This window comes from Bradyrhizobium canariense (assembly GCF_018130465.1).
GTDB classification, from domain to species: Bacteria; Pseudomonadota; Alphaproteobacteria; order Rhizobiales; family Xanthobacteraceae; genus Bradyrhizobium; species Bradyrhizobium canariense_C.
In genome coordinates this window covers 25,766-50,627 of sequence record NZ_JAFCKJ010000011.1, presented here as the reverse complement: position 1 = coordinate 50,627, position 24,862 = coordinate 25,766, and the positions used below count along the sequence as shown (strand labels likewise).

General features: G+C 63.9%; 24 protein-coding genes. 7 read left to right on the top strand and 17 right to left on the bottom strand.

Annotated elements, in window-relative coordinates; genetic code table 11:
* The 6 genes from JQ591_RS25630 to JQ591_RS25605 form a co-directional block, all read right to left on the bottom strand.
* Entirely contained in the window at positions 1-1,284 is a 1,284-nt protein-coding gene (locus JQ591_RS25630; RefSeq protein WP_211398792.1) for an acetyl-CoA C-acetyltransferase, read from the bottom strand.
* Complete coding sequence (locus JQ591_RS25625) at positions 1,284-3,551, bottom strand: acyl-CoA dehydrogenase (protein ID WP_211398791.1); 2,268 nt, start codon at positions 3,549-3,551, stop codon at positions 1,284-1,286. Before JQ591_RS25625 ends, JQ591_RS25630 begins: the two co-directional genes overlap by 1 nt.
* A gap of 176 nt (positions 3,552-3,727) precedes the next feature.
* Positions 3,728-4,351, bottom strand: coding sequence for a flavin reductase family protein (locus JQ591_RS25620; protein WP_211398790.1), 624 nt, complete (start codon positions 4,349-4,351; stop codon positions 3,728-3,730).
* Positions 4,352-4,485: 134 nt separating this feature from the next.
* On the bottom strand, positions 4,486-5,085 hold the full coding sequence (locus JQ591_RS25615; RefSeq protein WP_211398789.1) for a TetR/AcrR family transcriptional regulator: 600 nt from the start codon (positions 5,083-5,085) through the stop codon (positions 4,486-4,488).
* 30 nt (positions 5,086-5,115) lie between these two features.
* The gene (locus JQ591_RS25610; protein ID WP_211398788.1) at positions 5,116-8,253 is read right to left on the bottom strand and encodes an efflux RND transporter permease subunit; all 3,138 of its coding nucleotides are present in this window, start codon (positions 8,251-8,253) and stop codon (positions 5,116-5,118) included.
* Positions 8,254-8,432: 179 nt separating this feature from the next.
* Positions 8,433-9,539, bottom strand: coding sequence for an efflux RND transporter periplasmic adaptor subunit (locus tag JQ591_RS25605; RefSeq protein ID WP_211398787.1), 1,107 nt, complete (start codon positions 9,537-9,539; stop codon positions 8,433-8,435).
* Between the two features lie 176 nt (positions 9,540-9,715).
* Here JQ591_RS25605 and JQ591_RS25600 point away from each other — a divergent pair, with 176 nt between their 5' ends.
* Positions 9,716-9,937 carry an antitoxin MazE family protein gene (locus JQ591_RS25600; RefSeq protein ID WP_211398786.1) on the top strand — a complete coding sequence of 74 codons (222 nt, stop codon included), beginning with the start codon at positions 9,716-9,718 and terminating at the stop codon, positions 9,935-9,937.
* Positions 9,934-10,287, top strand: a complete 354-nt coding sequence (locus JQ591_RS25595) for a type II toxin-antitoxin system PemK/MazF family toxin (protein ID WP_211398785.1) — start codon at positions 9,934-9,936, stop codon at positions 10,285-10,287. Before JQ591_RS25600 ends, JQ591_RS25595 begins: the two co-directional genes overlap by 4 nt.
* Positions 10,288-10,394: 107 nt before the next feature.
* On the opposite strand, the gene JQ591_RS25590 is transcribed toward JQ591_RS25595, so the two are convergent.
* On the bottom strand, positions 10,395-11,726 hold the full coding sequence (locus tag JQ591_RS25590) for an MFS transporter (protein ID WP_211398784.1): 1,332 nt from the start codon (positions 11,724-11,726) through the stop codon (positions 10,395-10,397).
* A gap of 80 nt (positions 11,727-11,806) precedes the next feature.
* Here JQ591_RS25590 and JQ591_RS25585 point away from each other — a divergent pair, with 80 nt between their 5' ends.
* Positions 11,807-12,313, top strand: coding sequence for a DUF2809 domain-containing protein (locus JQ591_RS25585; RefSeq protein WP_211398935.1), 507 nt, complete (start codon positions 11,807-11,809; stop codon positions 12,311-12,313).
* On the opposite strand, the gene JQ591_RS25580 is transcribed toward JQ591_RS25585, so the two are convergent.
* The 4 genes from JQ591_RS25580 to JQ591_RS25565 form a co-directional block, all read right to left on the bottom strand.
* Entirely contained in the window at positions 12,255-13,418 is a 1,164-nt protein-coding gene (locus JQ591_RS25580; protein WP_211398783.1) for a winged helix-turn-helix domain-containing protein, read from the bottom strand. The two genes, JQ591_RS25585 and JQ591_RS25580, sit on opposite strands and share 59 nt — an antisense overlap.
* A 114-nt stretch (positions 13,419-13,532) precedes the next feature.
* Positions 13,533-13,781, bottom strand: coding sequence for a hypothetical protein (locus tag JQ591_RS25575; RefSeq protein WP_211398782.1), 249 nt, complete (start codon positions 13,779-13,781; stop codon positions 13,533-13,535).
* A 120-nt stretch (positions 13,782-13,901) separates the two neighbouring features.
* On the bottom strand, positions 13,902-14,147 hold the full coding sequence (locus JQ591_RS25570) for a hypothetical protein (protein ID WP_211398781.1): 246 nt from the start codon (positions 14,145-14,147) through the stop codon (positions 13,902-13,904).
* Positions 14,148-14,395: 248 nt separating this feature from the next.
* Positions 14,396-15,778, bottom strand: coding sequence for a caspase family protein (locus JQ591_RS25565; protein WP_211398780.1), 1,383 nt, complete (start codon positions 15,776-15,778; stop codon positions 14,396-14,398).
* Between the two features lie 321 nt (positions 15,779-16,099).
* Here JQ591_RS25565 and JQ591_RS25560 point away from each other — a divergent pair, with 321 nt between their 5' ends.
* A complete protein-coding gene (locus JQ591_RS25560) occupies positions 16,100-16,741 on the top strand; it encodes an OmpA family protein (protein ID WP_211398779.1) in 642 nt (213 codons plus the stop codon).
* Between the two features lie 75 nt (positions 16,742-16,816).
* On the opposite strand, the gene JQ591_RS25555 is transcribed toward JQ591_RS25560, so the two are convergent.
* Both JQ591_RS25555 and JQ591_RS25550 read right to left on the bottom strand, forming a co-directional pair.
* Positions 16,817-18,760, bottom strand: a complete 1,944-nt coding sequence (locus tag JQ591_RS25555; protein ID WP_211398934.1) for a hybrid sensor histidine kinase/response regulator — start codon at positions 18,758-18,760, stop codon at positions 16,817-16,819.
* 102 nt (positions 18,761-18,862) lie between these two features.
* Complete coding sequence (locus JQ591_RS25550; protein ID WP_211398778.1) at positions 18,863-20,293, bottom strand: phospholipid carrier-dependent glycosyltransferase; 1,431 nt, start codon at positions 20,291-20,293, stop codon at positions 18,863-18,865.
* Between the two features lie 51 nt (positions 20,294-20,344).
* On the opposite strand from JQ591_RS25550, the gene JQ591_RS25545 reads away from it, so the two are divergent.
* Both JQ591_RS25545 and JQ591_RS25540 read left to right on the top strand, forming a co-directional pair.
* Positions 20,345-21,046 (top strand): FecR family protein, encoded by a 702-nt coding sequence (locus JQ591_RS25545; protein WP_211398777.1) that lies wholly within the window; start codon positions 20,345-20,347, stop codon positions 21,044-21,046.
* Positions 21,047-21,048: 2 nt separating this feature from the next.
* The gene (locus JQ591_RS25540; RefSeq protein ID WP_211398776.1) at positions 21,049-22,200 is read left to right on the top strand and encodes a hypothetical protein; all 1,152 of its coding nucleotides are present in this window, start codon (positions 21,049-21,051) and stop codon (positions 22,198-22,200) included.
* 178 nt (positions 22,201-22,378) lie between these two features.
* On the opposite strand, the gene JQ591_RS25535 is transcribed toward JQ591_RS25540, so the two are convergent.
* The 3 genes from JQ591_RS25535 to JQ591_RS25525 all read right to left on the bottom strand — a co-directional run bounded on the left by JQ591_RS25535 (position 22,379) and on the right by JQ591_RS25525 (position 23,983).
* Positions 22,379-22,867 carry a VOC family protein gene (locus JQ591_RS25535; protein WP_211398775.1) on the bottom strand — a complete coding sequence of 163 codons (489 nt, stop codon included), beginning with the start codon at positions 22,865-22,867 and terminating at the stop codon, positions 22,379-22,381.
* Between the two features lie 41 nt (positions 22,868-22,908).
* A complete protein-coding gene (locus JQ591_RS25530) occupies positions 22,909-23,337 on the bottom strand; it encodes a VOC family protein (RefSeq protein WP_211398774.1) in 429 nt (142 codons plus the stop codon).
* A 130-nt stretch (positions 23,338-23,467) separates the two neighbouring features.
* Positions 23,468-23,983 carry a cupin domain-containing protein gene (locus JQ591_RS25525; RefSeq protein WP_200472516.1) on the bottom strand — a complete coding sequence of 172 codons (516 nt, stop codon included), beginning with the start codon at positions 23,981-23,983 and terminating at the stop codon, positions 23,468-23,470.
* 127 nt (positions 23,984-24,110) lie between these two features.
* Here JQ591_RS25525 and JQ591_RS25520 point away from each other — a divergent pair, with 127 nt between their 5' ends.
* The gene (locus JQ591_RS25520; RefSeq protein ID WP_211398773.1) at positions 24,111-24,329 is read left to right on the top strand and encodes a CsbD family protein; all 219 of its coding nucleotides are present in this window, start codon (positions 24,111-24,113) and stop codon (positions 24,327-24,329) included.
* Positions 24,330-24,388: 59 nt separating this feature from the next.
* Here the strand turns inward: JQ591_RS25520 and JQ591_RS25515 are convergent, their stop codons facing one another.
* Positions 24,389-24,853, bottom strand: coding sequence for an FKBP-type peptidyl-prolyl cis-trans isomerase (locus tag JQ591_RS25515; protein ID WP_211398772.1), 465 nt, complete (start codon positions 24,851-24,853; stop codon positions 24,389-24,391).
* Between the last annotated feature and the right edge of the window lie 9 nt (positions 24,854-24,862).

Genomic DNA, 24,862 nt, shown 5'->3' with positions numbered 1-24,862 from the left:
TCACACCGCCTCGATCAGCATGGCGCCGCCGAGCCCGCCGCCGATGCATTCAGTGGCAATGCCACGCCGCGTGCCGAGCCGCTTCATCGCGTTGACGAGATGCAGCACGATGCGGTTGCCGGAAGTGCCGACGGGATGGCCGAGCGAGATGGCGCCGCCGTCGACATTGAGTTTTTCGCGGTCGATCTCGCCGGCCGCGCCGTCGAGCCCCAAGATCTCGCGGCAGAATTTGTCGTCATTCCAGGCGGCGAGGCAGCCGAGCACCTGGGTTGCGAACGCTTCGTTGAGCTCCCAGGTCTGGACGTCGTTGATGGTGAGGTTGTTGCGCTTCAGCAGCGGCGTCGCGGACATCACGGGACCGAGGCCCATGATAGCAGGATCGAGCGCGGCCCAGTTGCTGTCGACGATGACCGCCTTCGGCGTCAGCTTGTGCTTGGCAACCGCTTCGTCGGAAGCCAGGATCACCCAGGACGCGCCGTCGGTGATCTGCGAGGAATTGCCGGCAGTGACCTGGCCCCAGGGACGCTCGAACACCGGCCTCAGCTTGGCGAGGGTCTCGGCGGTCGAGCCCGGACGCACGCCATCATCGTGGTCGAAGAATTTTCCGTCGCGGGAGAACGCAGTCTCGACCTCGCCCTTCAGATAGCCTTCTGCCTGCGCATGTGCGAGCCGTCGATGGCTCTCGGCAGCATAGGCATCGGACTGCGCGCGGGTGATGCCGAAGAGATGGCCGACGACTTCGGCCGTCTGGCCCATGTTCAAGTCGGTAATGGGATCGGTCAGCCCGCGCTCCAGGCCGATGATCGGCTTGAGATAGCGCGGCCGCAGCTTGAAAGCTGCGGCAAGCTTCGCGGCGACGCCCTTGGCGGTGGCAAGGCCGGCGAACCAGCGCACGCCGGAATTCGGCCAGACCAGCGGCGCGTGGCTCAAGGCCTCGGTGCCGCCGGCGAGGATCATGTTGGCATGGCCCTCGCGGATGTAGCGGTAGGCGGTGTCGATCGACTGCATGCCCGAGCCGCAATTGATCTGCACGGTGAAGGCGACCATGCCCTCGCCCATGCCGAGCCGGAGCGCGGCGACGCGGGCCGGGTTCATCTCGTCCGCGATCACGTTGACGCAGCCGAGGATGACCTGGTCGAAGGTATCAGGCGAAAACGGCTGGCGCGCCAGCAGCGGCCGGCCGCATTGCACGGCGAGATCGACAGGCGTGAACGGCCCCGGCCCCGAACGCGCCTTCAGAAACGGCGTCCGGCTGCCGTCGACGATGAAAACTGGTCGTGCCATCAGCTCGCCGCCCTCTGTTCTCCGAGTTCCTGGAAGAACTGATGCACGTCGCCGGTTTTCTTGTAAATCGGCGACAGCGCCTCCGGCGCAAAATCGTCGACCTCTATCACTTTTGTGACGGCTTCACGGGCTGCGGCCAGCTGCTCGCCTTCGGCCTGCGTGATCACGCCCTTGGCCACCGCATCCTTCCAGTCGCTCATATGCGCCGCGCGCATGCGCTTGGCGATTGCGTCCGTGCCTGCGACCAGGTTGAACGCGCGCTCCAGCCGGGCAAAGCCGCCATCGTCATCGACATAAGCGAGGTCGGGCGTGAGGCGGTCGCGCGCGGCCGACGGCTCCAGCACGAGGCTTGCGCATTGATGCACGACCCGATCGGAGGGACCCAGCACGCGGGCGCCGAATGGCTGGACCACGAACTTCAGGATGCATGCGACGAAGCGGTTCGGCAGATTGGCGAGAATCTCCGCAAGCCGGTTCTCGATGGTCCGAAAGCCCGTCGCCATGCACCATTCGAGCGCGGCAAAATCCTCGTTCTGCCGGCCCTCGTCCTGCCAGCGTTTGAGCGCGGCCGAGAGCAGATACAGCTCGGACAGGATGTCGCCGAAGCGCGCCGACAGCATCTCCTTGCGTTTGAGCGCGCCGCCGAGCGTGAGCAGCGCCATATCGGCGCAGAGGGCAAACGCCGCGGAGTAACGCGAGAGCTGGCGATAGAATGGCATCGCCTTGCCCGCATTCGGTGCCGGCGCAAAGGCGCCAAAGCTCCAGCTGCGGCCGAAGGCGCGCAATAGTGTCTCGAAGCTGTGGCCGACATGCTTCCAGAACACCTTGTCGAACGCGGTCAGCCCGCGCTCGCGATCGGCATCCGCGAGCGCATTCATCTCGTCGAGCAAATAAGGATGTGCACGGATGGCGCCCTGCCCGAACACGATGAGATTACGGGTGAGGATGTTGGCGCCCTCGACGGTGATGCCGACAGGGACGGCGCGGTGGAGATTGCCGAGATAGTTTTGCGGACCGTCGATCACGGCCTTGCCGCCATGAATGTCCATGGCGTCGTCGACCGCGGTGCGCATCCGCTCGGTCGCGTGCAGCTTCATAATGCCCGAGATGACGGCGGGATGGACGCCTGCGTTCAGCGCCGCGCAGGTCAGCCGTCGCGCCGCGTCGAGCTGATAGGCGGTCGCGACGATGCGCGCGAGCGGCTCCTCGACGCCTTCGAATTTGGAGATGGAGATGCCGAACTGCTCTCGGATGCGGGCATAGGCGCCGGTGGTGCGGGCGGCATAGGCGGCGCCGGCGGCCGAGAGCGACGGCAATGAGATGCCGCGGCCGGCGGCGAGCGCCGTCATCAGCATCTTCCAGCCCTGCCCCAGCCGCTCTTGGCCGCCGATGACATAGTCGAGTGGAATGAAGACGTCGCGGCCCCGGTTCGGGCCGTTCTGGAAGACCTGCATCGACGGCAGATGGCGACGGCCGATTTCGACTCCGGGCAGATTGGTCGGGATCAGCGCCACGCTGATACCGAGCTCTTCCTGGCTCCCCACGAGATGATCGGGGTCATAGGCCTTGAAGGCGAGGCCAAGCAGCGTCGCGACCGGACCGAGCGTGATGTAGCGCTTGTGCCAGTTGAGCTTCAGACCAAGCACCTCCTGGCCCTCGAAGGTACCCTTGCAGATGATGCCGGTATCGACCATCGAGGCGGCATCAGAGCCGGCCTCGGGGCTGGTGAGACCGAAGCAGGGAATGTCGCGGCCGTCGGCAAGACGCGGCAGCCAGCGCAGCTGCTGCTCCTTCGTGCCGAAGTGCATCAGGAGCTCGCCGGGGCCTAGCGAGTTCGGCACCATCACCGTCACCGCCGCTGCGATCGAGCGGGTCGAGATTTTGCGCACCACTTCCGAATGCGCATAGGGCGAGAAGCCGAGGCCGCCGAACTCCTTCGGAATGATCATGCCAAAGAATTTTTCGCGCTTGACGAAGTGCCAGACATCGGGTGGCAGGTCGCGCCATTCCCAAAAGATCTTCCACTCGTCGAGCATGGCGCAGAGCTCGTCTACGGGGCCGTTGAGGAAGGCCCGCTCCTCTTCGGTCAGCGTTGCCTGCGGGACCTTCAGCAGCTTCGACCAATCAGGGTTGCCGGTGAAGAGATCGGCGTCCCACCAGACGTCGCCGGCCTCCAGCGCCTCGCGCTCGGTGTCCGACATCGCCGGCAGCACGCCGCGCGCCCAAGCGAAAATCGGTTTTGTCAGGGTGTCGCGGCGGAAGCTCATGGCGGACCTCATGCATCGGCGCGGTGATCGGGCATTTTAGCGGAAAGTGGCCGGCGGAGGTGAACACTTCGCCTGCGAAAAGACGCGAATTGACGCGGCCGGGCGGCCGCCCAGGGCCATAACGGCCGAGGCGTGGTGGCAGTTCCGGGAGGGGATGGGCTTCGAGGTCGGCCGGTCTAATCCGGCCGCACCATCTCGAACATGTTTTCCGGCTTGATCTCGAAATAATCACCGCTGCGGCCGGCCCTGACGATCGGTCGGGCGGCGGCAGTCTGGTAGACGCCGTCCTTGATCATGGCCTTGTCGATATGAACGGCAACGACCTCGCCGAGCGTCAGCCAGGCATTGGCTTCCTTGCCGTCGGCGCCCTTGAGCCTGACGATGTCGGACACCTTGCATTCGAAGGCGACGGGACTCTCACCGACGCGCGGCACGTTGACGAGCCTGCCGGGCACGGCGGTGAGGCCGGCGACCTTGAACTCGTCGACCTCGGGGCCAACGTGCGCCGCAGTCGCGTTCATATGCTTGGCCAGGTCCATGGTGGCGAGATTCCAGACGAACTCGCCGGTCTGCTGGATGTTCTCGACCGTGTCCTTCCAGTTGGTGGAGGAGAAGCCGATGATCGGCGGCACGTAGCAGAAGGCGTTGAAGAAACTGTAGGGCGCGAGATTGACGTGGCCTCTGGTGTCGCGCGACGAAATCCAGCCGATCGGCCGCGGCGCGATGATGGCATTGAAGGGATCGTGCTTGAGGCCGTGGCCCTTGGCGGGCTCGTAGAAGTGCAGGTCTTTGTCGGTCACGCGCTGATTCTCCACTGCCCGTCATTCCGGGACGGTCCGCAGGACCGCCCCCGGAATCTCGAGATTCCGGGTTCGCGCTTTGCGCGCCCCGGAATGACTGCATGTCCGCTTATAAGAGGAAATCCGTCGCCGCGTCAGTGCCGCGGGGACAATCCCGCGATGACGAAATCGATCATCTGGTCGATGGTCGGGCCCGGCTTGGTGGCGCACTGGGCGATCATCTGGGGGTGGAAAAAGCGCATCATTGCGGTGCAGGCACAGAGCGCGGCCAGTTGCAGGTCCGGCGCCTCGAACTCGCCGGAGGCCACGCCTTGCGCGATCATCTGGCCGATGACCCCGGCAATGCACTCCATGTGGTTGACGCAGACGTCCCAGTCCTCCTGCATCGCGATCTCGACCATCTCGTGCAATTTGGAATCGCCGACATAGCGCTCGGTGTTCATGCGATGGATGGTGGTGAGCAGTTCGCGGAAGCGCGGCAGTACCGGACCGGGCCTCGCCACGATCCGCTGCGCTTCCAGTTCGACCTCGCCCATCAGCGAGCGGGCCACCGCCTGATGAATCGCCTTCTTCGATTCGAAGAAGCGATAGACGTTGGCGGGGCTCATCTTGAGCTCCTTGGCGATGTCCCCGACCGTGGTCTTCAGATAGCCGATCTGGCGGAACAGCCGCTCGGCCACCTCGAGAATACGATCCCGGGTGTCGCCTTCGATGTGTTCCGAAACCAGTGTCATCTGTCAGGACTCGTCATTCTTCATCTTCACTTATTCAGCCGCCTCAGCAAGCGGAATTGCGTGCGGATCATCGCTGCCATGCTGCGGCGCGGCAGGCTGCTCGGGGGTGCCCGCCTCATCCAGGCTCTTGCGGAACCAGAGGGCGTAGAGGCCCGGCAGGTACAGCAACGTGAGGAAGGTCGCAACGAACAAGCCGCCCATGATGGTGATCGCCATCGGGCCCCAGAACGCCGAGCGCGACAGCGGGATCATGGCGAGGATGGCGGCGAGCGCCGTCAGCACCACCGGACGGGCGCGGCGGACGGTGGCCTCCACGATCGCCTCGCGGCGGGTCAGGCCGTGCGAGACGTCGGTCTCGATCTGGTCGACCAGGATGACCGCGTTGCGCATGATCATGCCGGCGAGCGCGATCAGGCCGAGCAGCGCCACGAAGCCGAACGGGGCGTTGGCGATGTTGAGCCCGAAGGAGGCGCCAACAATGCCGAGCGGCGCAGTCAGGAACACCAGGATCAGGCGCGAGAAGCTCTGCAGCTGGAACATCAGCAGCGTCAGCATCACCATGACCATCAGCGGGAAGAGAATGAAGATCGAGGCGTTGCCCTTGGCGGATTCCTCGAACGCGCCGCCCGCCTCGATGCGGTAGGCCGGCTCGAGATTGTCCTTGATCGCCTTCAGCTTCGGCGCGATCTGGCCGGTGACGTCGGGCGCCTGCACGCCGTCGACGACGTCGGAGCGCACGGTGATCGCCATGTCGCGGTTACGCCGCCACATGATCGGCTCCTCGTGGGCATACTCGATCTTGGCGATCTGCTGCAGCGGCACGGCCACGCCGTTACGCGAGGTGATGGTGAGATCGCCGACTGCGCCGAGGTCGAGCCGTTCGGAGGAGACGGCACGCGCGACCACGCCGACCTTCTCGATGCCGTCGCGCACGGTCGTCACCTGTGAGCCCGAGATCAGCATCGACAGCGCCTGCGACACGTCCTGCGGGGTCAGGCCCATGGCGCGGGCGCGATCCTGGTCGACGACGAGCTTGAGGTAAGGCGACTGCTCGTTCCAGTCGAGCTGGACGTCCTTGACGCTCTTGTTCTGCCGCATGACGTCGCGGACCTGGTAGGCGATCTCGCGCACCTTGTTGGCGTCGGGGCCGATGACGCGAAACTGCACGGGAAAACCAACGGGGGGACCGAAATTGAAGCGGTCGACGCGCACGCGAGCCTCGTTGAGCGCACCGTCGGCAACGGCGTTTTCAAGCTTGGCCTTGATGCGCTCGCGCGCCTCGACGCCCTTTGCGACGATGACGACTTCGGCAAAAGCCTCGTTCGGAAGCTGCGGATTGAGGCCGAGCCAGAAGCGCGGCGAGCCCTGCCCGACATAGGCCGTATAGGTCTCGATGTCCTTGTCGTCCTTGAGCATCGTCTCGGCCTTCTTCACCGCCTTTTCGGTGACGTTGAAGGCGGTGCCCTCGGGCAGGCGAAGCTGGAGGAACAGCTCAGGGCGCTCGGACAGCGGGAAGAACTGCTGCTGGACGTGGCCGAATCCGACGATCGAGGCGATGAAGACGCCGACGGTGGCGACCACCACGGTGATGCGGTGGTTGACGCACCACTGCACGATGGCACGCAGCCCCCGATACATGCGGGTCTCGTAGACCGCGTGCGGATCGTGATTGTGGTGCACCTTGATGTTGGGCAGCAGCATGACGCCGATATAGGGCGTGAAGATCACCGCCACGAACCAGGACGCGACCAGCGCGATCGCCACGATCCAGAAGATGCTGCCGGCATATTCGCCGACCGCGGAATTGGCAAAGCCGATGGGGAGGAAGCCAGCGGCCGTGACCAGCGTTCCCGTGAGCATCGGAAACGCAGTGGATTCCCAGGCAAAGGACGCCGCACGCATGCGGTCCCAGCCCTGCTCCATCTTCACCACCATCATCTCGACCGCAATGATCGCATCATCCACCAGCAGGCCGAGCGCGATGATCAGCGCACCGAGCGTGATGCGGTGCAGGTCGAGCGACATGGTGTTCATGACGACGAAGACGATGCCGAGCACCAGGGGCACCGACAGCGCGACCACGATGCCGGTGCGCCAGCCGAGCGCCAGGAACGACACGAACAGCACGATGACGAGGGCTTCCATGAAGGAGTGCACGAACTCGCCGACGGCGTGCTCGACCACCTTGGGCTGGTCGGCGATCAGCTTGACGTCGACGCCCTGCGGCACCGCCTTCATGAATTCAGACGTCGCCTTCTCGACCTCCTTGCCGAGATCGAGGATGTTGGCGCCCTTGGCGGTGACGACACCGATGCCGATCGCGGCCTTGCCTTCCTGGCGCACGATGAAGCTCGGCGGGTCGACATAGCCATGGGTGACGGTGGCGATGTCGCCGAGGCGGAACACGCGGCCGTTGCTCTCGACGGGGGTTTCGGCGACGGCCTTGACACCGTCGAGCGCACCGGTGACGCGCAGCGGCACGCGCTGCGACGAGGTTTCGACCGTGCCGGCCGGCGTCACGTTGTTCTGCTTGGCGAGCGAATCGAACAGCGCCTGCGGCGTGATGCCGAGAGTGGCAAGCTTGGCATGGCTGAACTCGACGAAGATGCGCTCATCCTGGTTGCCGTAGACGTCGACCTTGGTCACGCCCGGAACCTTCAGAAGGCGCTGACGGAAACCCTCCGAGACCTTCTTGAGCTGGGCGTAGTCGGCGCCGTCGCCGGTCATCATGTAGAGGATGGAATCGACGTCGGAGAACTCGTCGTTGACGACGGGCCCCAAAATCCCCGAGGGCAATTGGCCCTGCACGTCGGCCAGCTTCTTGCGCAGCAGATAAAAGAGATACGGCACGTCCTTCGGCGGCGTGGAATCGCGGAAGGTCACCTGGAGCGCAGTGAAGCCGGGCTTGGAATAGGTCTGCACCTTCTCGAAGTAAGGCAGCTCCTGGATCTTCTTCTCGATGGGATCGGCGACCTGCGCCTGCATTTCCTGCGCGGTCGCGCCCGGCCAGAGCACGGAGACGTTGACCACCTTCACCGTGAAGAACGGATCCTCCGCGCGGCCGAGCTTCTGATAGGAGAAGAAGCCGGCGACGCCGAGTATCAGCATCAGGAACAGGATCAGCGTCGGATGGCTGACGGCCCAGGCCGAAAGGTTGAAGCGCTTCATCGCACTCTCCAAAGATGATCCAGTTGCAAAAAAACGACAGCCACTCTGTTCAACCCATCATCGCGAGGCAGCGAAGCAATCCAGGGGGCTGGGCAGGTTCTGGATCGCTTCGCCGCTTCAGCCTTCGCATTTGCGCTCGGGCCGAAACTCACCTCGCAACGAGGAACTCGTAAAAAAGCTTAGAAGGACAGTGAGGAGACGATCCGTACCCTCTGGCTCGGATCGAGCTTCTGCACACCGAGGGCGACGATCTTGGCGCCCTCTTCCACGCCGCCGGTGATGACGACGTCGTTGCTCTCGTAGGATTTCACCGCCACCGGCTTCAGCGTGACCGCGCCGTTGTCGTCGACGACGTAGAAGGACGGCTTGCCGCCTTCGTTGAACAGCGCCGACAGCGGCAGCCGCGCAACGCGCTCGGTCGCAGCGTCCGACAGCGTCAGCGTCGCCGTCATGCCGAGCGAGACCTTGTCGTCGGCCTCGGGCAGCGAGAATTTCGCAAGATAGGTTCGCGTGGCGGAATCCGCGGTGGGCGCGATCTCGCGCAGCTTGGCCGTATATTTCTTGCCCGGCTCCGACCAAAGAGTGACGCTGGCGGCGCCCGATTTGGCACGTCCGACCAGCGTCTCAGGGATCGCGACGACCGCTTCCTTCTCGGCAAAGCGGGCGACACGGATCGAGGTCTGGCCTGCGGCAACCACCTGGCCGGGCTCGATCAGAGTTGCAGTGACGACGCCACGGGCGTCGGCATTGAGCGTCGCGTAGGAAAGGGAATTGTTGGTCAGCTCGACCGAGCGCTCGGCCCGGTTCAGGCGCGCACGCGCCTCATCGGCGGAAGCGCGGCTCTGGTCGAGCTGGGCGTCGGTGGTCCAGCCCTTGGCCTTCAAATCCTTGGCGCGCTGCTCGGCCGCGGCGGCCTGGGCCAGCACGCCGGTCGCAGCGGTCTGCTCGGCGACGGATTGCTCGGCCTGGAGCTTCAGATCAACCTCATCAAGCGTCGCGAGCGGCTGGCCAATTTCGACAGTCTGGCCGACCTCGACCAGACGCTTGGCGACCTTGCCGGCGACCCGAAAACCCAGATCGCTCTCGATCCGCGGCCTGATGGTGCCAACGAAGCTGCGCTCGGGCTTTTCGGCATCATAATGGGCGGTGGCGACCAGAACCGGCCGCGGCGGCTCGGCCTTTTCAGCAACGGTATCATTGCACCCGGACAGGGCGGCAGCCATCAGGGCCAGCGACACACCTGCCAGGAGCTTGGAATAGCTGGATAAAACCGACCGGACGAACATCGAAGACACTCCGCTGCTGCAACGAGAGGAATGTCGACTAATCACTGATGAAAGTCAATAATCGTCAGTCATCAGGAAAGCGTGATCGTTAAGAGGTGGTAAGGATGGTCGCCCAGGTCTCGCTGGTAGCACCGGACGTTTTTTGCTAGGGTTACATGTAACCATCGAGAAGACATATGACTCCTTCGAAGCCCAAGCCATCTCGCATGAAGGTACAGGCCCACCGCGATAGATTGCGCGCACAAGGTTTGCGACCGATCCAGATCTGGGTGCCGGATATCCGCTCGCCCTCCTTTCAGTCGGAAGCCCATCGCCAATCGCTTGCGGTCGCAACCAGCGCACATGCATCCGAAGACCAGGGCTTCATCGACGCCGTATCCGATTGGACCGATGAATGAAGCGAGGCGAGGTCTGGACGGTGGCAGGCGGCAAGGACTATGCGGGCAAGCCACGCCCCGTCGTCATCGTGCAGGACGACAGCTTTGACGCCACGAACTCCATCACCGTCTGCGCCTTCACAACCGACGAAACTGAGGCTCCGCTCTTCCGACTCACGGTCGAGCCGAACGAACGCAACGGCCTTCGTGCTCCGTCCCGGCTGATGGTCGATAAAATTACCACGGTGCCGAAAGCCAAGGCTGGAACGCTGCTGGGGCGCCTCGACGATGACGACCTCTTGCGTCTCAACCGCGCTATGCTGGTGTTCCTCGGTTTGGCTGGTTCGCAGAAAAGCGCCGGCGCAGATTAGTCCGCAGCCCGGATGGAGCGCAGCGCAATCCGGGGGACTTCCGCCATTACGCAGCGGACCCGGATTTCGCTGCGCTCCATCCGGGCTACGCAGCTGGCGATGCCGCGTTACCGCCCCTGCTCCACGAACTCGTGCTTGCTCTCGTGGCCGCCGACAAACACCAGAATGCCGGCGAGCAGAGGCAGGACTGCCAGCACGAGCAGGCCGGTCGAGGTCTGGCCGGTGGCTTCCTTGACCCAGCCGATCAGGTAGGGACCGCCGAACCCGGCGAGGTTGCCGATCGAGTTGATCAGGGCGATGCCGCCGGCCGCCGCCGTGCCGGAGAGCCAGGCGGTCGGCAGGGTCCAGAACACGCCGAAGCAGCAGAACACGCCGATCGCGGCGACAGTGAGCACCACCATCGTCATGGCGGGATCGGTGAGATAGGAGGAGACGGCAAGCGCAACGGCGGTGAGCAACAGCGGCGCGCCGACATGCATCACGCGCTCGCGCGTAGCGTCCGAGTGCCTCGCCCAAAGGATCATCGCGATGGTGCCGAACAGATACGGGATCGCGGTGACGAAGCCGGTCTGCGCGTTGGTGAGGCCGAATGCCTTGACGATCTGCGGCAGCCAGAACTGCATGCCGTAGAGCGCGCCGACGAAGCCGAAATAGACCAGGCTGAGCGCGATCACCTTTGGCGACGACAAGGCTTCGCCGAGCGACAGATGCTTCACCGCCTGCTTGGCCGCGACTTCCGAATCGAGCCTCGACTTGAGCCAGGCCTTCTGCTCGGCCGAGAGCCAGTCCGCCTTCTCCGGCCTGTCGGTGAGGTAAAACCAGGTGACGATGCCGAGCAGCACGGAAGGGATGCCCTCGATGATGAAGAGCCACTGCCAGCCCTTCAGCCCCATCGCCCCGTCGAGGCCGAGCAGGAGGCCCGAAACCGGCGCGCCGATCACGGTCGAGACCGGAACGGCGATGGCAAAGGCCGCGAGGAAGCGGGCGCGATATTCGGCCGGATACCAATAGGTGAGATAGAGGATGATGCCGGGGAAGAAGCCGGCTTCGGCCACGCCGAGCAGGAAGCGCAGCACGTAGAAGCTCGTGACGCCGCTCGTGAGCGCCATCAGCGCCGAGATGATGCCCCAGGTCACCATGATGCGGGCGATCCAGCGGCTGGCGCCGAACTTTTCCAGCGCCAGATTGCTCGGCACCTCGAAAATGAAATAGCCGATGAAGAAGATGCCGGCCCCCCAGGAGAAGATCAGCGGCGTGAATTTCAGCTCGGCATTCATGGTCAGCGCGGCGAAGCCGAGATTGACGCGGTCGAGATAGGAGAAGAAGTAGGCCAGCACCAGGAACGGGATCAGGCGCCAGGAGATGGCGCGGATGGTCGAGGTCTCGATTTCCGACTTGGCTGCGCCGGTCGAACCGGCATAGGTCGTGGTCTGGCTCATGGCTTCTCCCCGGGGTTGTTGCTTTTATGGGCTGAGAGCCGGTTTTGAGGATCGCGGGCGAAGAGTCAATGGAGCAAGCAATGCAAGGGGCGCAGCCGCATCAACCTGTTGCGCCGTTACGGACATCGCTGATCCGCGCCGGGCTGGCGCTGGCGGTTATCGCCTGCGGACTCTCGCTGCGCCGGTACGGCTTTCCGCTCGGCCTGCCGGCCTTCGTGGTGAAGTACGGCGGCTCGCTACTGTGGGCAACGATGGTGCTTCTGCTGATCGGCGTTTTGCTGCCGCGGCTGCCACGGGCGCAGATCGCGGCCATCGCCGCGGCGATCGCAATCGCCGTGGAGTTTTCCCGGCTGGTGCATACGCCGTGGCTCGACGCATTTCGAATCACCAACGCGGGCGCGCTGCTGTTGGGGCGCATTTTTTCGCTGTGGAATTTGGTCGCTTATGCGATCGGGATTGTGTTTGGCGTCTGGATCGACCGTCTCGCCGCGATGCGTGGGGTGGCTATCCCGCTCTCCGAAGACGCCCTCACTCCGCGAGCTGAAACTTCTCAAAACGATCGAGCTCCTCCTCGATCTTCCGTTTGAGCTCCTTGCGCCCCGCGGTCTTCTTCCCCTCTCCGACCCAGGTCCATTTCTGCATCAGCAGCTTCTTCGCCTGCCGGTCGGTCTTCAGATCCAGCGCGGCGACGATCTCGTCGCCGACCAGCACGGGCAGCGCGAAATAGCCGAGCTTGCGTTTGGCCTTCGGCACATAGGCCTCGAACAAATGGTTATAGCCGAAAATGAGATTGGTGCGCTTGCGCTGGATGATCAGCGGATCGAACGGCGAGAGGATGTGAACGAGATCAGGCGGCGCACGCTCGCCCGGCTCGAGCGCAGCCGGCAGTGCCCAGTGCTCCTGCCTGCCGGCACCGTCGATGGCGACAGGCACGAGCTCGCCACGGCGGACGCGCGAGGCGATCAGGCCAGCCACCGCCGTCTTGCGCGGCGCGTCGAGATGGCAGACCGAATCGAGACTCACGACACCCTGCGATCGCAGCGCGCGATCGAGCAGATAGGCCGTAATGTCCTTTGTCGACGCCGGCTTCGGCAGCTTTTCCCAGCCGAAATGGCGCGTCATCAGCTCATAGGTCTTGAGCATGCCCCGGCGCTCGCTGATGGTCACGGCACCCGTATAGAAGGCGAGCTGCAACGCCCGCTTCGAGGGCTTTCGGCTCTGCCAGAGATGCTCCTTCTCGGTGAGCACGTCGTCCTCGATGTCGCGGATCGTCAGCGGGCCGGCGCGCACCAGCCGCATCACCTTGCGCATGTCGGCAGGCTTCACCGAGGCGAACCATTTGTGCCCCTCGCGGCGGTGCTCGCGCATCGACGGCAGGAAGAAGCGGAAGTCACCGGCCGGCACGTAAGAGAGCGCATGCGTCCAATATTCAAAGACGCTTCTATCTACGCTCTGCGCGTGGCGCAGATCGGCGCGGCGGTAGGACGGGATCCGGCTGAACAGGATGTGGTGATGGCAGCGTTCGATCACGTTGATGGTGTCGATCTGCACATAGCCGAGATGGGCGACCGCGTCGGAGACGGCTTGCGCGCCATCACCGAACGGCGCGCGCTCGTCCAGCCGCTGGGCATGAAGCCAGATTTGCCGGGCCTGTGTCGTGGTGATCGGAAGCGGTCTGGGCGCGCGAGACATTGCGGAATGCAATGTAGCGGGATTCGCATCAAGGCAAGAAGCCGATCAAAGAGCGGACAAAGAAAAACCGCGCTGCCATCTGCTGACAGCGCGGTCGAAAGGTGCGATCCGCGCCTACTTCATCGACATGGCCTTCTGCGCCTTCATGTAATGCATGCAGGCGCTTTTCATCTTGCCGTTGCTCATGTCGGTGTTGGCCATGGTCATTTCCTTGTTCATGGCCGTCTTGGCCGGCGTATCCGCCGTGCCGCCCATCATGGCGGCGGACTTCATCATATTATCGCTGGTGCACGCCATCATCGCGGCCGATGCAGGGGAAACGGCGAACGCGAAAAAAGCTGCGGCTGTGAGCAAGATTTTCATCGAAAAGTCTCCTCAGTAAAACGAAACCGGCGTCATGCCGGCCCTCGCAATTACGTATTCTCTGGCGAAGACGTTTCGTGGAGAAGACAATTTTCTTGCTGCGGTGCGAAGACGGAGGGCTCAGCGGCCAGCTTTCGGGGCTTTGAAGCGGTCCCCGACGCTGCCCGTGGCGACATCCGGCTCGCACGAGGCCCTGCCGCGCTCCTCCGCCTGGCAGCGATAGACACTGCCGGTGAGACGATCGACCAGCCACATATTCTCGTCAGTCGGCCCTTCAAGCCCGACATAGCGGGAGGTCAGCCCCGTGATCAGCGTCGACAGCAGGATCGCCACGGCGATCATCGCCGCGCCGATGTAAATGGGCATGGAGCTCAGGGACACGGTCCGATCCGGCGGGCCACTGCGATAGAACTGGTAATCACCTGTCCTCGGCACTGATGGAACTCGGCTCCCTTCTCTCGTGAGTGGCGGTCAAAGCCTGCTAGGCGCGCATCTGGCCGATTTCTTGTCCGCGAACTGGCCATGCCGCGACGGCTTTGCGACGATCGATGTGCACAGGTTTCCAGAGCAAGGTCGGCCCGGATCGAGCCGCTTTCGCGCATTGCGTTCGTCAATCACCGGCGGAACAGGCCGCCCATCATGTTGCCGAATAGACCGCCGGGGCCGCCGCCACCGCCCCCGCTGTGAACGCGACGGCCGCCACCGCCGGAGGACCGGCGCCGCGCAGGCTCGTCGACGGAATCATCGGGCGAGGCAACGCGGGCTGAGACGATCTCGGACTGCATCGCCTTGTGCTGGAGCTTGTTGAGAAAGCCGGTCGTCGGATAGCCGCGCGCGGCCTGCCAGCGCTTGATCACCGTGCGGGTTTCGTCGTCGAATCTGCCGGTCCCTTTGACGTCGAAGCCGAGGCCGGTGAGGCGGCGCTGCACGTCACGGCGCTGGTTCCTGTCCAGCCCGATCTGGTCTTCGGCAATCTGGTCGGCCTGTTCCGTGAAAGTGGCGGGATCGACCCCGGCAGTGAGATTGCGCGTCGTCGTGGAGGGACCGTCCTGGATCGCGGCGATGCGCGCCAGCGCCAGCGACTTGAAGGTGCCGTTCGGATAGTTGGTCAAATAGGCGTTGAGCTCCTCGACCTTGTTGGTGTCCTTGATCGAGCGCCAGAATTCGAGCTCGACCTCGCCTGCCTGGGCGACGGTCGCCGGCACAGCCGCGTCCGGCGCGGCCGCAGCGGCCGGGTTGAGAAAAACCGTGCCGGTGAGATTGGTGTGGCCCCACGGGAGTTGCGCCTTGTTGGTCTCGTCATTGACTTGGGCGCGGACCTTGGTCATCGCCTGCTGGATCTCGAGGCCGGGCGCAACGATGTTGGCGATGAGCGCGCGGGTGAACGGGCTGTTGGTGCCGGCCTCGCCGTCGAGCGCGGTCTGGCCGGGGCCGGTGGCGAACGCGATCAGCGTGCCCTCGTCAGACTTCATCTCGGCAAGGCCGCTCGCGACGGTGACGGAGCGCGTCGCCTTGGCCGAGCGGATTTTCGCGGCGAAGGGGTTGTCGCGGCAGGCATCGAGAAACACCAGCTTCACCTTGGCATCCGCCATGGTCTGCTCCAGCGTCAGGTCGACGTTGATGGCGGCACCCAGCTTGACGTCCATCTCGGATTTGAGATCGGCATCGACCGGCAGCAGATAGTTGGCGCCGTTCACCGCGATGCCGTGGCCGGCATAAAAAAACAGCGCCACATCGGCGCCTTCGCTCTTCTTTCCGAATTCGAGCAGCTTGGCCGTCATCGCGTCGCGGGTGAGGTTGCTGCCCTCGACCACGTCGAAGCCGACATTGCGCAGCACCCGCGCCATCGACTTGGCGTCGATGGCCGGGTTCGGAAGCTGCGGGACATTCTTGTAGGCGGCGTTGCCGACCACGAAGGCGACGCGCTTGTCAGCCAGGGCCGCATTGCTGCTGAAGGCAAGAACTGCGAGGGACATCGCCGCGATCAGGAAACGCATGGTCTTTCTCCCCAGATCCAGAACCACCGATGCACCCAGTGTGATCTTTTCCGCGACGGCTGAACGTGATCCAGATCACGCTTAGATCGTGGCAGATCAAACCGGCCTCGAAAACGACGCGACCACTACAGTTCGCCGGCTCAGGACTGCCCTCCCAGCGAAAGCGAAGCAGCCCTCGCGCGCCCGAAACACTGCGAAACTCGCTAGGGTGAGTCCGCAAGCTTCTGTAACCACCGTGACCAAGATCACATCAGGGCTTTTGAACCTGCCCTATGCTCGCAGCATCAAATAGCCATCAGGCGTCACAGCGAGGATACGATAATGACCCATTTCAATAAGTTCTTTGGACTGAAGGCGATTGCTCTCTCGGCAGTTCTGTCGATGACGGCGGGCCTGGCTCTGGCCGGCGACAGCAACGTCTCCACAGGCCAGATCCTGGATGCGCTGAAGCCGAAGCCGGCGACCCGCGGTCTGTCCGCCGGTCCGCAGGCCGATCCGGCGGTGCAGGCCAAGGAATCGACGTTCCTGAACACCGTGCGCAACCGATCGACGCGGTCGCTGTCGACGGGCGAGCGCGAGCAGATTGCCGAGCTCGCCGCGACCAAGCCGAAGATCGATCTGGAGATCCAGTTCGACTACAACTCGGCCGATATCGCCAAGACGTCGGTGCCGTCGGTGCAGGCGCTCGGCAAGGCGCTGTCCGACCCATCGCTGAAGGGCTCGACCTTCGTGGTCGCCGGCCACACCGATGCGGTCGGCACCGAGGAATACAATCAGGGGCTCTCCGAGCGGCGGGCCGACACCATCAAGAAGTACCTGGTGCAGAACTACGGCCTCACCGGTACCGATCTCGTCACCGTCGGCTACGGCAAGACCAAGCTGAAGGACACCGCCAACGGCGCCGACCCGATCAACCGCCGCGTCCAGGTCGTGAACATGGACACCCAGACCGCGTCCAAGTGATCTGACGCTCACGTGAGCTGACGACGACCCACCGCCTGCCGCGCCCCGCGCGGCAGGCGGATCGACGACTCAGATTCAAACCGGCGCCGCTGTGGCGAGTGCCTCCCGCAGCAGCCTCGCAAGCTCCGCCTTGCGATAGGGTTTTTCCAGGATCAAGGCGCCCTGCCGGATGTGGCCGTTCGCCGCCAGCGTCTCGAGGGCATAACCTGACGTCAGCAGCACGCGCAGATCTGGCTTTGCCTTGCGCGCAAGGCCCGCCAGTTCCCAGCCGTTGACGCCCCCCGGCATCACGATGTCGGTGAACAGGAGATCGACGTGCGGCGCGGCCGCGAGCTTCTGCAAGGCCTCCTTGCCGTCAACGGCCGAAATGACCTGGTAGCCGAGGCTCTCCAGGCTCATGACGGCATAGGAGCGGACGAACGGATCATCCTCGACGACCAGCACGGTTTCAGAACCGCTCTGCACCGCCTCCCGTTCAACCGCCAGCGGCGCGCCCTGCGTCTTCACCATCACGGACGGAAGGTAGATTCTCACCGTCGTTCCGAGGCTTGGCTCGCTGTAGATCGTGACATGGCCGTTGGACTGCTTGGCAAAGCCGTAGACCATGCTGAGCCCCAGCCCGCTGCCCTTGCCCACCTCCTTGGTGGTGAAGAAGGGCTCGAACGCACGCTCCAGCACCCGCTTCGGCATGCCCGACCCGTTGTCGGTCACGGCAATCACGACGTACTCGCCGGGCCCGACCTCGGGATGCGCATTGTGATCGCCGGCATCAAGCGACGAGTTCGCCGTCGAGATGCTCAGGCGACCGCCGGACGCCATCGCATCCTGGGCGTTGAGCGCAAGGTTGAGGATCGCCGATTCGAGCTGCACCGGATCGGCGAAGGCGTGACGGAGACCGGGATCGAAATGGGTGCAGATCTCGATGTCCTCGCGAAGGGTCCGCCGCAACAGCTTGTGCATGGAATCGACGAGCTTGTTGCATTCGGTCTCCACCGGCCGCAGCAGCTGCTTGCGGCTGAAGGCGAGCAGGCGTTGCGTCAGTTCCGCGCCGCGTTCGCCGGCACTGCAGATGTCGTCGGCCAGCCGCTTCAAATCTCCCCGCGACGCCAGTTGCTCGCTGAGATGTTCTGCGTTGCCGACGATCACGGTGAGGAGATTGTTGAAATCGTGGGCGATGCCGCCGGAGAGCTGGCCGACCGCCTCCATCTTCTGCGCCTGCATGAGCTGCGCCTCGGTGCGCTTGCGCTCCGTCAGGTCGTGGATCATGCCGACGAAGATCGACGACCCGTCCTGCTTGGCCTCGCCAACCGAAAGATCCATCGGGAAGGTGGAGCCGTCCTTGCGCTGGCCCATCACCTCGCGGCCGATGCCGATGATCTTCTTGTCTCCGGTGGCGAGGAAATTGCGGATGTAGCCGTCATGCCCGGAGCGATAGGGCTCCGGCATCAGCATCCGGACGTTCTCTCCAAGGACCTCGTCGGCCTGATACTTGAACAGCCTTTCACAGGCCGGATTCAGTTTCAGGATTATGCCGTCGGAATCGATCAGGATTACGCCATCGACAGCCGTATCGACGACTGCCCGCAGCCGTGCCGCGCTCTCGCGCAGCTCACGCTCGACTCGTTCCCGCTCGGTGAGATCGTGAATGATGCCGACGAAGATCGACTCGCCGACCGCCCGCTGGGTTTCTCCGACCGAGAGATGCATCAGGAAAGTCGAGCCGTCCTTGCGCTGCCCCACCACCTCACGTCCGATGCCGATGATCTTGCGGTCGCCGGTGGTGTGATAATTGTGCAGGAACCCGTCATGAGCGTCGCGATAGGAGGGCGGCATCAGGACCTTGACGTTCCGGCCGATGACCTCGTCGGCTGGATAGCCGAACAGGCTTTCGCAGGCCGGATTGAACATCAGGATGGAGCCGCGCGCGTCGATCAGGATCACGCCGTCGACCGCCGTGTCGACGACGGTACGCAGCCAGTCGGCATTGGAACGATCCGGTCCGGCGATGTCGCTTTCCATGCTCACCCGGCGTGTCTCCAATTCCGGCGATGCCGGCCACTCCACACGCCTCGATTGATTCCGGCAAGCCAATTCTACCGGAGATATGCACGCAAGCGGGCATTAGATCCAATTCTGGAACAGCATCAGCCGGTTGAAGGTCTGCATCGACGTGCCGACGAAGGCCGCCGAGATCGGCAGCATGGCGGCAAAGCCTGCCGCCGCGACCGAGACATAGGCCCACAACAGCCAGCGTGGCAGACCGTCCCGGCGCAGCACGTAGACCAGCGCAAGCGACGCCAGGGTCGCGGCCGGCAGATAGTAATAGATGAAACCGAGTGTGCGCGGCAGCAACGCCCAGGCGAGCCAGGACCCGAAATAGAAGGCCGCGATCAGGAACGCATCCCGACGGCGCGCCACGACGAAGTCGCGCAGCACGACGGCGAGCGCGGGCAGCGCCGGCCACAGCACCAGGGGATTACCGAGGAAGACGATCGCGGAGACATTGTCTTCCGCGCCCTTGTCGAACAGGAACCACACCGGGCGCGCGAGCAGCGGCCATGACGGCCACGCGCTCATATAAGTGTGGCCGGCGATGGCAGTGGTGGTGTTGTCGGCGAAGATCCGGCGCTGCGCCTCGACCAAATCCGGCAGCGACACTCCGTAGAGCGGGACGAAGGCCGCAAGATATGTCATCGCGGGCAGGACGGTGAAGCAGAGCACGACGTGATGTAATCTGAAGTCTGGCCAGAGATCGGGCCGGTACCAGTCCCCCGGCTTCGCGTCGGCAAACAGGGTGTGCCAGCCCTGCATCAGGCGGATCACCGCGACGACGACGATGCAGATTCCGAGCGGAAACAGGCCGCTCCATTTGCACGCCGCAGCACAGCCGAACAGGCTGCCGGCAGCTGCGAACAATGCATGGGGACGATCCTTTCGAAAACCGTGCATGAAGGCGGCAATGGCGAGCAGGCCGAAGCCGAGTGCAAAAATGTCGAGCATCGCGATCCGCGCCTGCACGTACAGCATCTGGTTGCAGCCGGCGATCAGCGCGGCGGCGATCGCGGGCCCTTGCGCGGCGAACAGCGCGAGACCGCACAGATAGACCGCGACGATCGCGAGCGCGCCGAACAATGTCGCGGGATACCGCCAGCCCAGCGCGGTGTCGCCGAAGGCCGCGATCGATACCGCGATCAGCTCTTTCGCCAATGGCGGATGCATCGGATTGAGCATCGGTTGCGACATCGCCGGTGCCAGCATCTGCCGCGCCGCCGGCACGTAGTGCACCTCGTCGAAGACGAACTTCTCCGGCGTCGTCAGGCCGATCAGCAGCGCGAGATGGGCGGCCAGGAAAATCGCGACAGCAATCACTGCGCTCCGCGACACCTTCGGAACCGCGGGCAAGTCGAACGGCATTTGTAGGGATGTTTTGCGTGGCAAATTTGCGTCACCGCGGAGAATAATCGAGATCGCAATTTTCATTGAACGCATTCTGCCGCAACTGTCACTAAGCATAACGCAGGTCTCGCGCTGCTTGTGATAATTCCGCCACATCGCAAGCGCGCGTGATCCGGTACGATCAGGGACACTCGATCGGTTGCGAAAATGAATTTGCGTTTCTGGTTTTTCTCCACGCTGTTGTCGGCCGCCTTGTGCGCGGCGCCTTGCGCGCAGGCGCAGACGCGCGTCGGTGAAGCCGTCGTGATCCAGAACGACGTGGTGCGCGTGGCTGCGACCACGACACCGATCAGTGTCGGCGACAGCATGCTGCGGGACGAGACCGTACGCACCGGCGCCGACAGCGCGGCGCGCTTCGTGATGGCCGACAGCACCAATCTGTCGCTCGGCCCGAGTGCCACGCTCAAGCTCGACCGCACCGTCTTCAACGACGAGCACAGCTATCGCGACGTCGCGATCCGCATGACGACCGGCGCATTCCGTTTCGTCACCGGACATTCCGAGAAGACCGCCTACAAGATCACGACGCCGCTCGCGACCATCGGCGTGCGCGGCACCACACTCGATATCCTGTCCCAGCGCGGCCGCTCGGTCGTCGTGCTGCAGGACGGCGCCGCCAGTGTCTGCACGACGAGCCAACAGTGTGTGCAGCTCACCCAGCCCGGCGACACCGCAATCATCACCTCGACCGGCGGCAAGGTCTCTATCAGTAAAACCAATACGCCGCCCTGGACCTTTGCTGCGACCTGCGCCGCGAGCGCGGGATTGTGCGCGGTCAACCAATATGCGGACGCGTCGCCGACCATCACGCCCGCCGTCCACGACGACGGCATGCTGTGCGGACGCTGAAGATGGAGGTATTCAACGTCAGGCGCTTCATCCTCGCGAGCGTGCTGACCGCTGTGGCTGCGTTTGCGTTTGTCGCGGTCGATGCCCGTCCGGCGGCAGCCCAGGCGGCGACGTGCGAGTCCGAGTGCGGAGAGCCGACGCCCTCCCCGTCGCCGACATATTCACCGACGCCGACCTATAGCCCCTCACCTTCGCCCAGCCCCTACCCGTCATCGTCACCAAGCCCTTATCCGTCCTCCTCGCCGAGCCCGACGCCGACCGGCGCGGATTCCAGCGGCAGCTCGATCGGCGGCCTCGCCAACCAGCGCTTCAACCAGATGATCACCAACCGGGTGCTTGGCACGGTGCTGCTCGGCGTCAACGAGCAGGTCAATTGCAGCGACTGCATCAGCGCGTTCGGCTCCGCCGGCTCGTTCTCGGCCGGCATCCACGGCCGCAAGGAGCTGACCAACAATCTGTCGCTGCTCGCCGGCATCGCCTACACACAGTACAGCGAGGGCGGCTACAACATCACCAGCGCGCCGATCGGCGCGTTCGCGCTGCGCTATGACTTCACCGACTGGGGCTCGTCGCGCCCGTTCTTCGACGTCGGCACGATCCTGACGCCGTGGGAGAAGGCGCGCTACACCCGCAGCTACAACACCAGCCTCGGCCCGGTGAGCGTCACGAGTTCGACCAACGCCTCGAACTACGCCGTCTACGGCCGCGCCGGCTGGATGAGCCGCGTGTCGCCCCGCGACGAGGTCGCCGCCTCGATCGAGGTCTGGCAGCTCTGGCAGCGCGTCTCGGGCTATGCCGACAGCGCAGTGGCCTTCAATCCGTTCGACGCCAGCATCGCGACCGGCACCGACCGCACCAGCCTGGTCAAGATCGGCGGCCAGTGGACACATCTCTTCGGCAGCAATATCGAGACCAACATCAACGGCGGCTGGGTGCAGTCATTCGCTGGCCATAGCGGTATCGTCGCCACCGTGACCGGCGACGGCGTGGTGGTGCCGACCATGGGCAACCAGGGCTGGTTCGAATATGGCGGCCGGCTCGGATTCCGCGTACAGAAGGGCTGGATCGTGGACCTGTTCGCCAACGGCACGCTCGGCCCCCAGCCGGTGGGTAACACCATCCATGGCGGTGTGGGGCTAAGGATCAATTACTGAGGCGCCAACCTCAGCTGTCATGCCCCACCACCGGGTCTCGCCTTCGGCGAGCCCAATGACAGGCTCCGGCGGGGCATCCAGTACGCCGCGGCCTATCGATCAATCACTACCGTCTCGGAGTACTGGATCGCCCGCCTTCGCGGGCGACGACAGTGAGTATGTGGCGAGAGCATCCGCGTCACGCCGCCGACTTGCCCTCGAACGCGCGGCGCAAGGTTGCCACGTCCAGTTTCACCATCTTCATCATGGCCTGCATCGCGCGGGCGGCCGCGGCCTTGTCGGGGCTCGACAGGAATTCGAACATCACCTTCGGCACGACCTGCCAGGACACGCCGTAACGGTCGTGGAGCCAGCCGCACTGCTCTTCCTTGCCGCCATGGGCCAGGAAGGCATTCCAGACGCTGTCGACCTGGGCCTGATCGTCGCAGTGGATCATCAGCGAAAGCGCGTGGGTGTATTCCATCTTCATGCCGCCGTTGAGCGCGACGAGAGGCTGTCCGGCCACCGTGAACTCGACAACGAGCACGGAGCCCTCCTTGCCGGACGGGCCATCTGAAACGTTGCGCTGAACGTGCGTGATCGCCGAATTCGGCACCAGCGAGACGTAGAATTTCGCGGCTTCCTCGGCATCGCCGTTGAACCACATGCAGGGAACGACCTTTGACATCTTGAATGCTCCTCGTCAGTTTCAATGTTCGCGGGTTTCGATCAGGCGTGCGCCATATCGGGCTGGATAGGGGCGACCGCCATGTCCAGCCAGTTCACTCCCCACATGTGGCCATCCGGATCTTCGAAGCTGCGGCCGTACATGAAACTGTATTCGTCCTTCGGGCTGGGATCGGCCACCCCGCCCGCCGCCGCGGCCCTGCCGACGATATCGTCGACCTCGTTCCGGCTGTCGGCGGACAGGCAGAACAGCGCCTGGTTCGTGGTCTTTGCATCCGCGATCGGCTTCGGCGTGAACTGACGGAATTTGTCGTGGGTCGTCAGCATCGCGAAGATGGTCTCGGAAAAGACCATGCAGCTCGCCGTGTCATCGCTGAATTGCGGGTTCCTGGTCGCACCGATCGCCTCATAAAATGCGGTCGCGCGCTTGAGGTCGGTCACGGGCAGATTGAGAAAGATCATCCTGGGCATCGGAAGCTCCTTGGGGCGGGTTCTGCCCAAGGACGGATGGCCCGGCGGCCATCCGACACCGCTTCCCAATTATTTTTTTGAACTTTACGCTAAGGGGTTCTCGACGCGCCCTGCGCCGCCCTGAGCGGCCTTACTTCTTCTCGTTCGGGTCCCGATGGATCGGATCGACCCACAGCACGGTCTCGGGCTTCTCGACCGGCTCGATGTCGAGATTAATCGCGACAGCCTCGCCGTCGCTGCGCACGAGCACGCATTCCAAGACTTCGTCGGGGCTGGCATTGATCTCCTGATGCGGCACGTAGGGCGGCACGAAAATGAAATCGCCGGGACCGGCCTCGGCGGTGAATTGCAGGCTCTCGCCCCAGCGCATCCGCGCCTTGCCCTTCACCACGTAGATGACACTTTCGAGATGGCCGTGATGATGTGCGCCGGTCTTGGCGTCCGGCTTGATGCTGACGGTGCCCGCCCACAATTTCTGCGCGCCGACGCGCGCGAAATTGATCGCGGCCGCGCGGTCCATGCCGGCCGTCGACGGCACGTTGGTGTCGAGCTGGTTGCCGGGAATGACGCGCACGCCGTCATGCTTCCAGCGATCGTCATGATGATCGTGGTCATGGTGGGAATGCGTGTGGTCATGGCCGGTCATGGGACTTGCTTTCTGTTGGTTCCGTGCGCGCGAAACTAACCAAAGCTGCGACATCAAGCCATACCAAAATCGGAACTCTCATGGTCGCCGGACGTTGTCATCCCGAGCAAACTGGAAGGAGAGTTTCATGGGTAGCACGAGCGACAAGATCAAGGGCGCCACCAACGAGGCGATCGGCAAGGCCAAGCAAGGCATCGGCGAAGCCACCGGTTCCGAGCGCCTGCAGGGCGAAGGCGTGGTTCAGGAAGTGAAGGGCAAGGGCCAGCAGGCCATGGGCGACGCCAAGGAGTCCGCGAAGGAAGCGATTGACCGCGCCGCGGCGGCAGCAAAACGCGCAGCCGAGTAACACGCCCATATCTGAAAGCGAAAGACCGGCCGCGAGGCCGGTCTTTTTGTTTGTGCGGTTCACTTCACCGCGAGCAATTCCACGTCGAACATCAGCGTCGCGTTCGGCGGGATCACGCCGCCGGCACCGCGGGCGCCGTAGCCGAGCTGCGGCGGAATGATCAGCGTACGCTTGCCGCCGACCTTCATCGTGGCAACGCCCTCGTCCCAGCCGCCAATGACGCGGCCCTTGCCGATCGGGAATTCGAACGGCTCGTTGCGATCGACGGACGAGTCGAATTTCTTGCCCTTCTGGCCGTTCTCATAGAGCCAGCCGGTATAGTGCATCACGCAGATCTGCCCGGGCTTCGGCGAAGCGCCGGTGCCGACGACGCTGTCGATGGTCTGCAATCCTGAAGCCGTGGTCATGGTCTTTCCTGCGGTCTGGGCCGAGGCCGTGGTGGAAGCGAAATCGGACACGCCGGCGATCACAGTGATCGCAAGTGCCGACATGATGGCGAGGAGCACGCGCTGGAAACGCTGCATTAAGACACC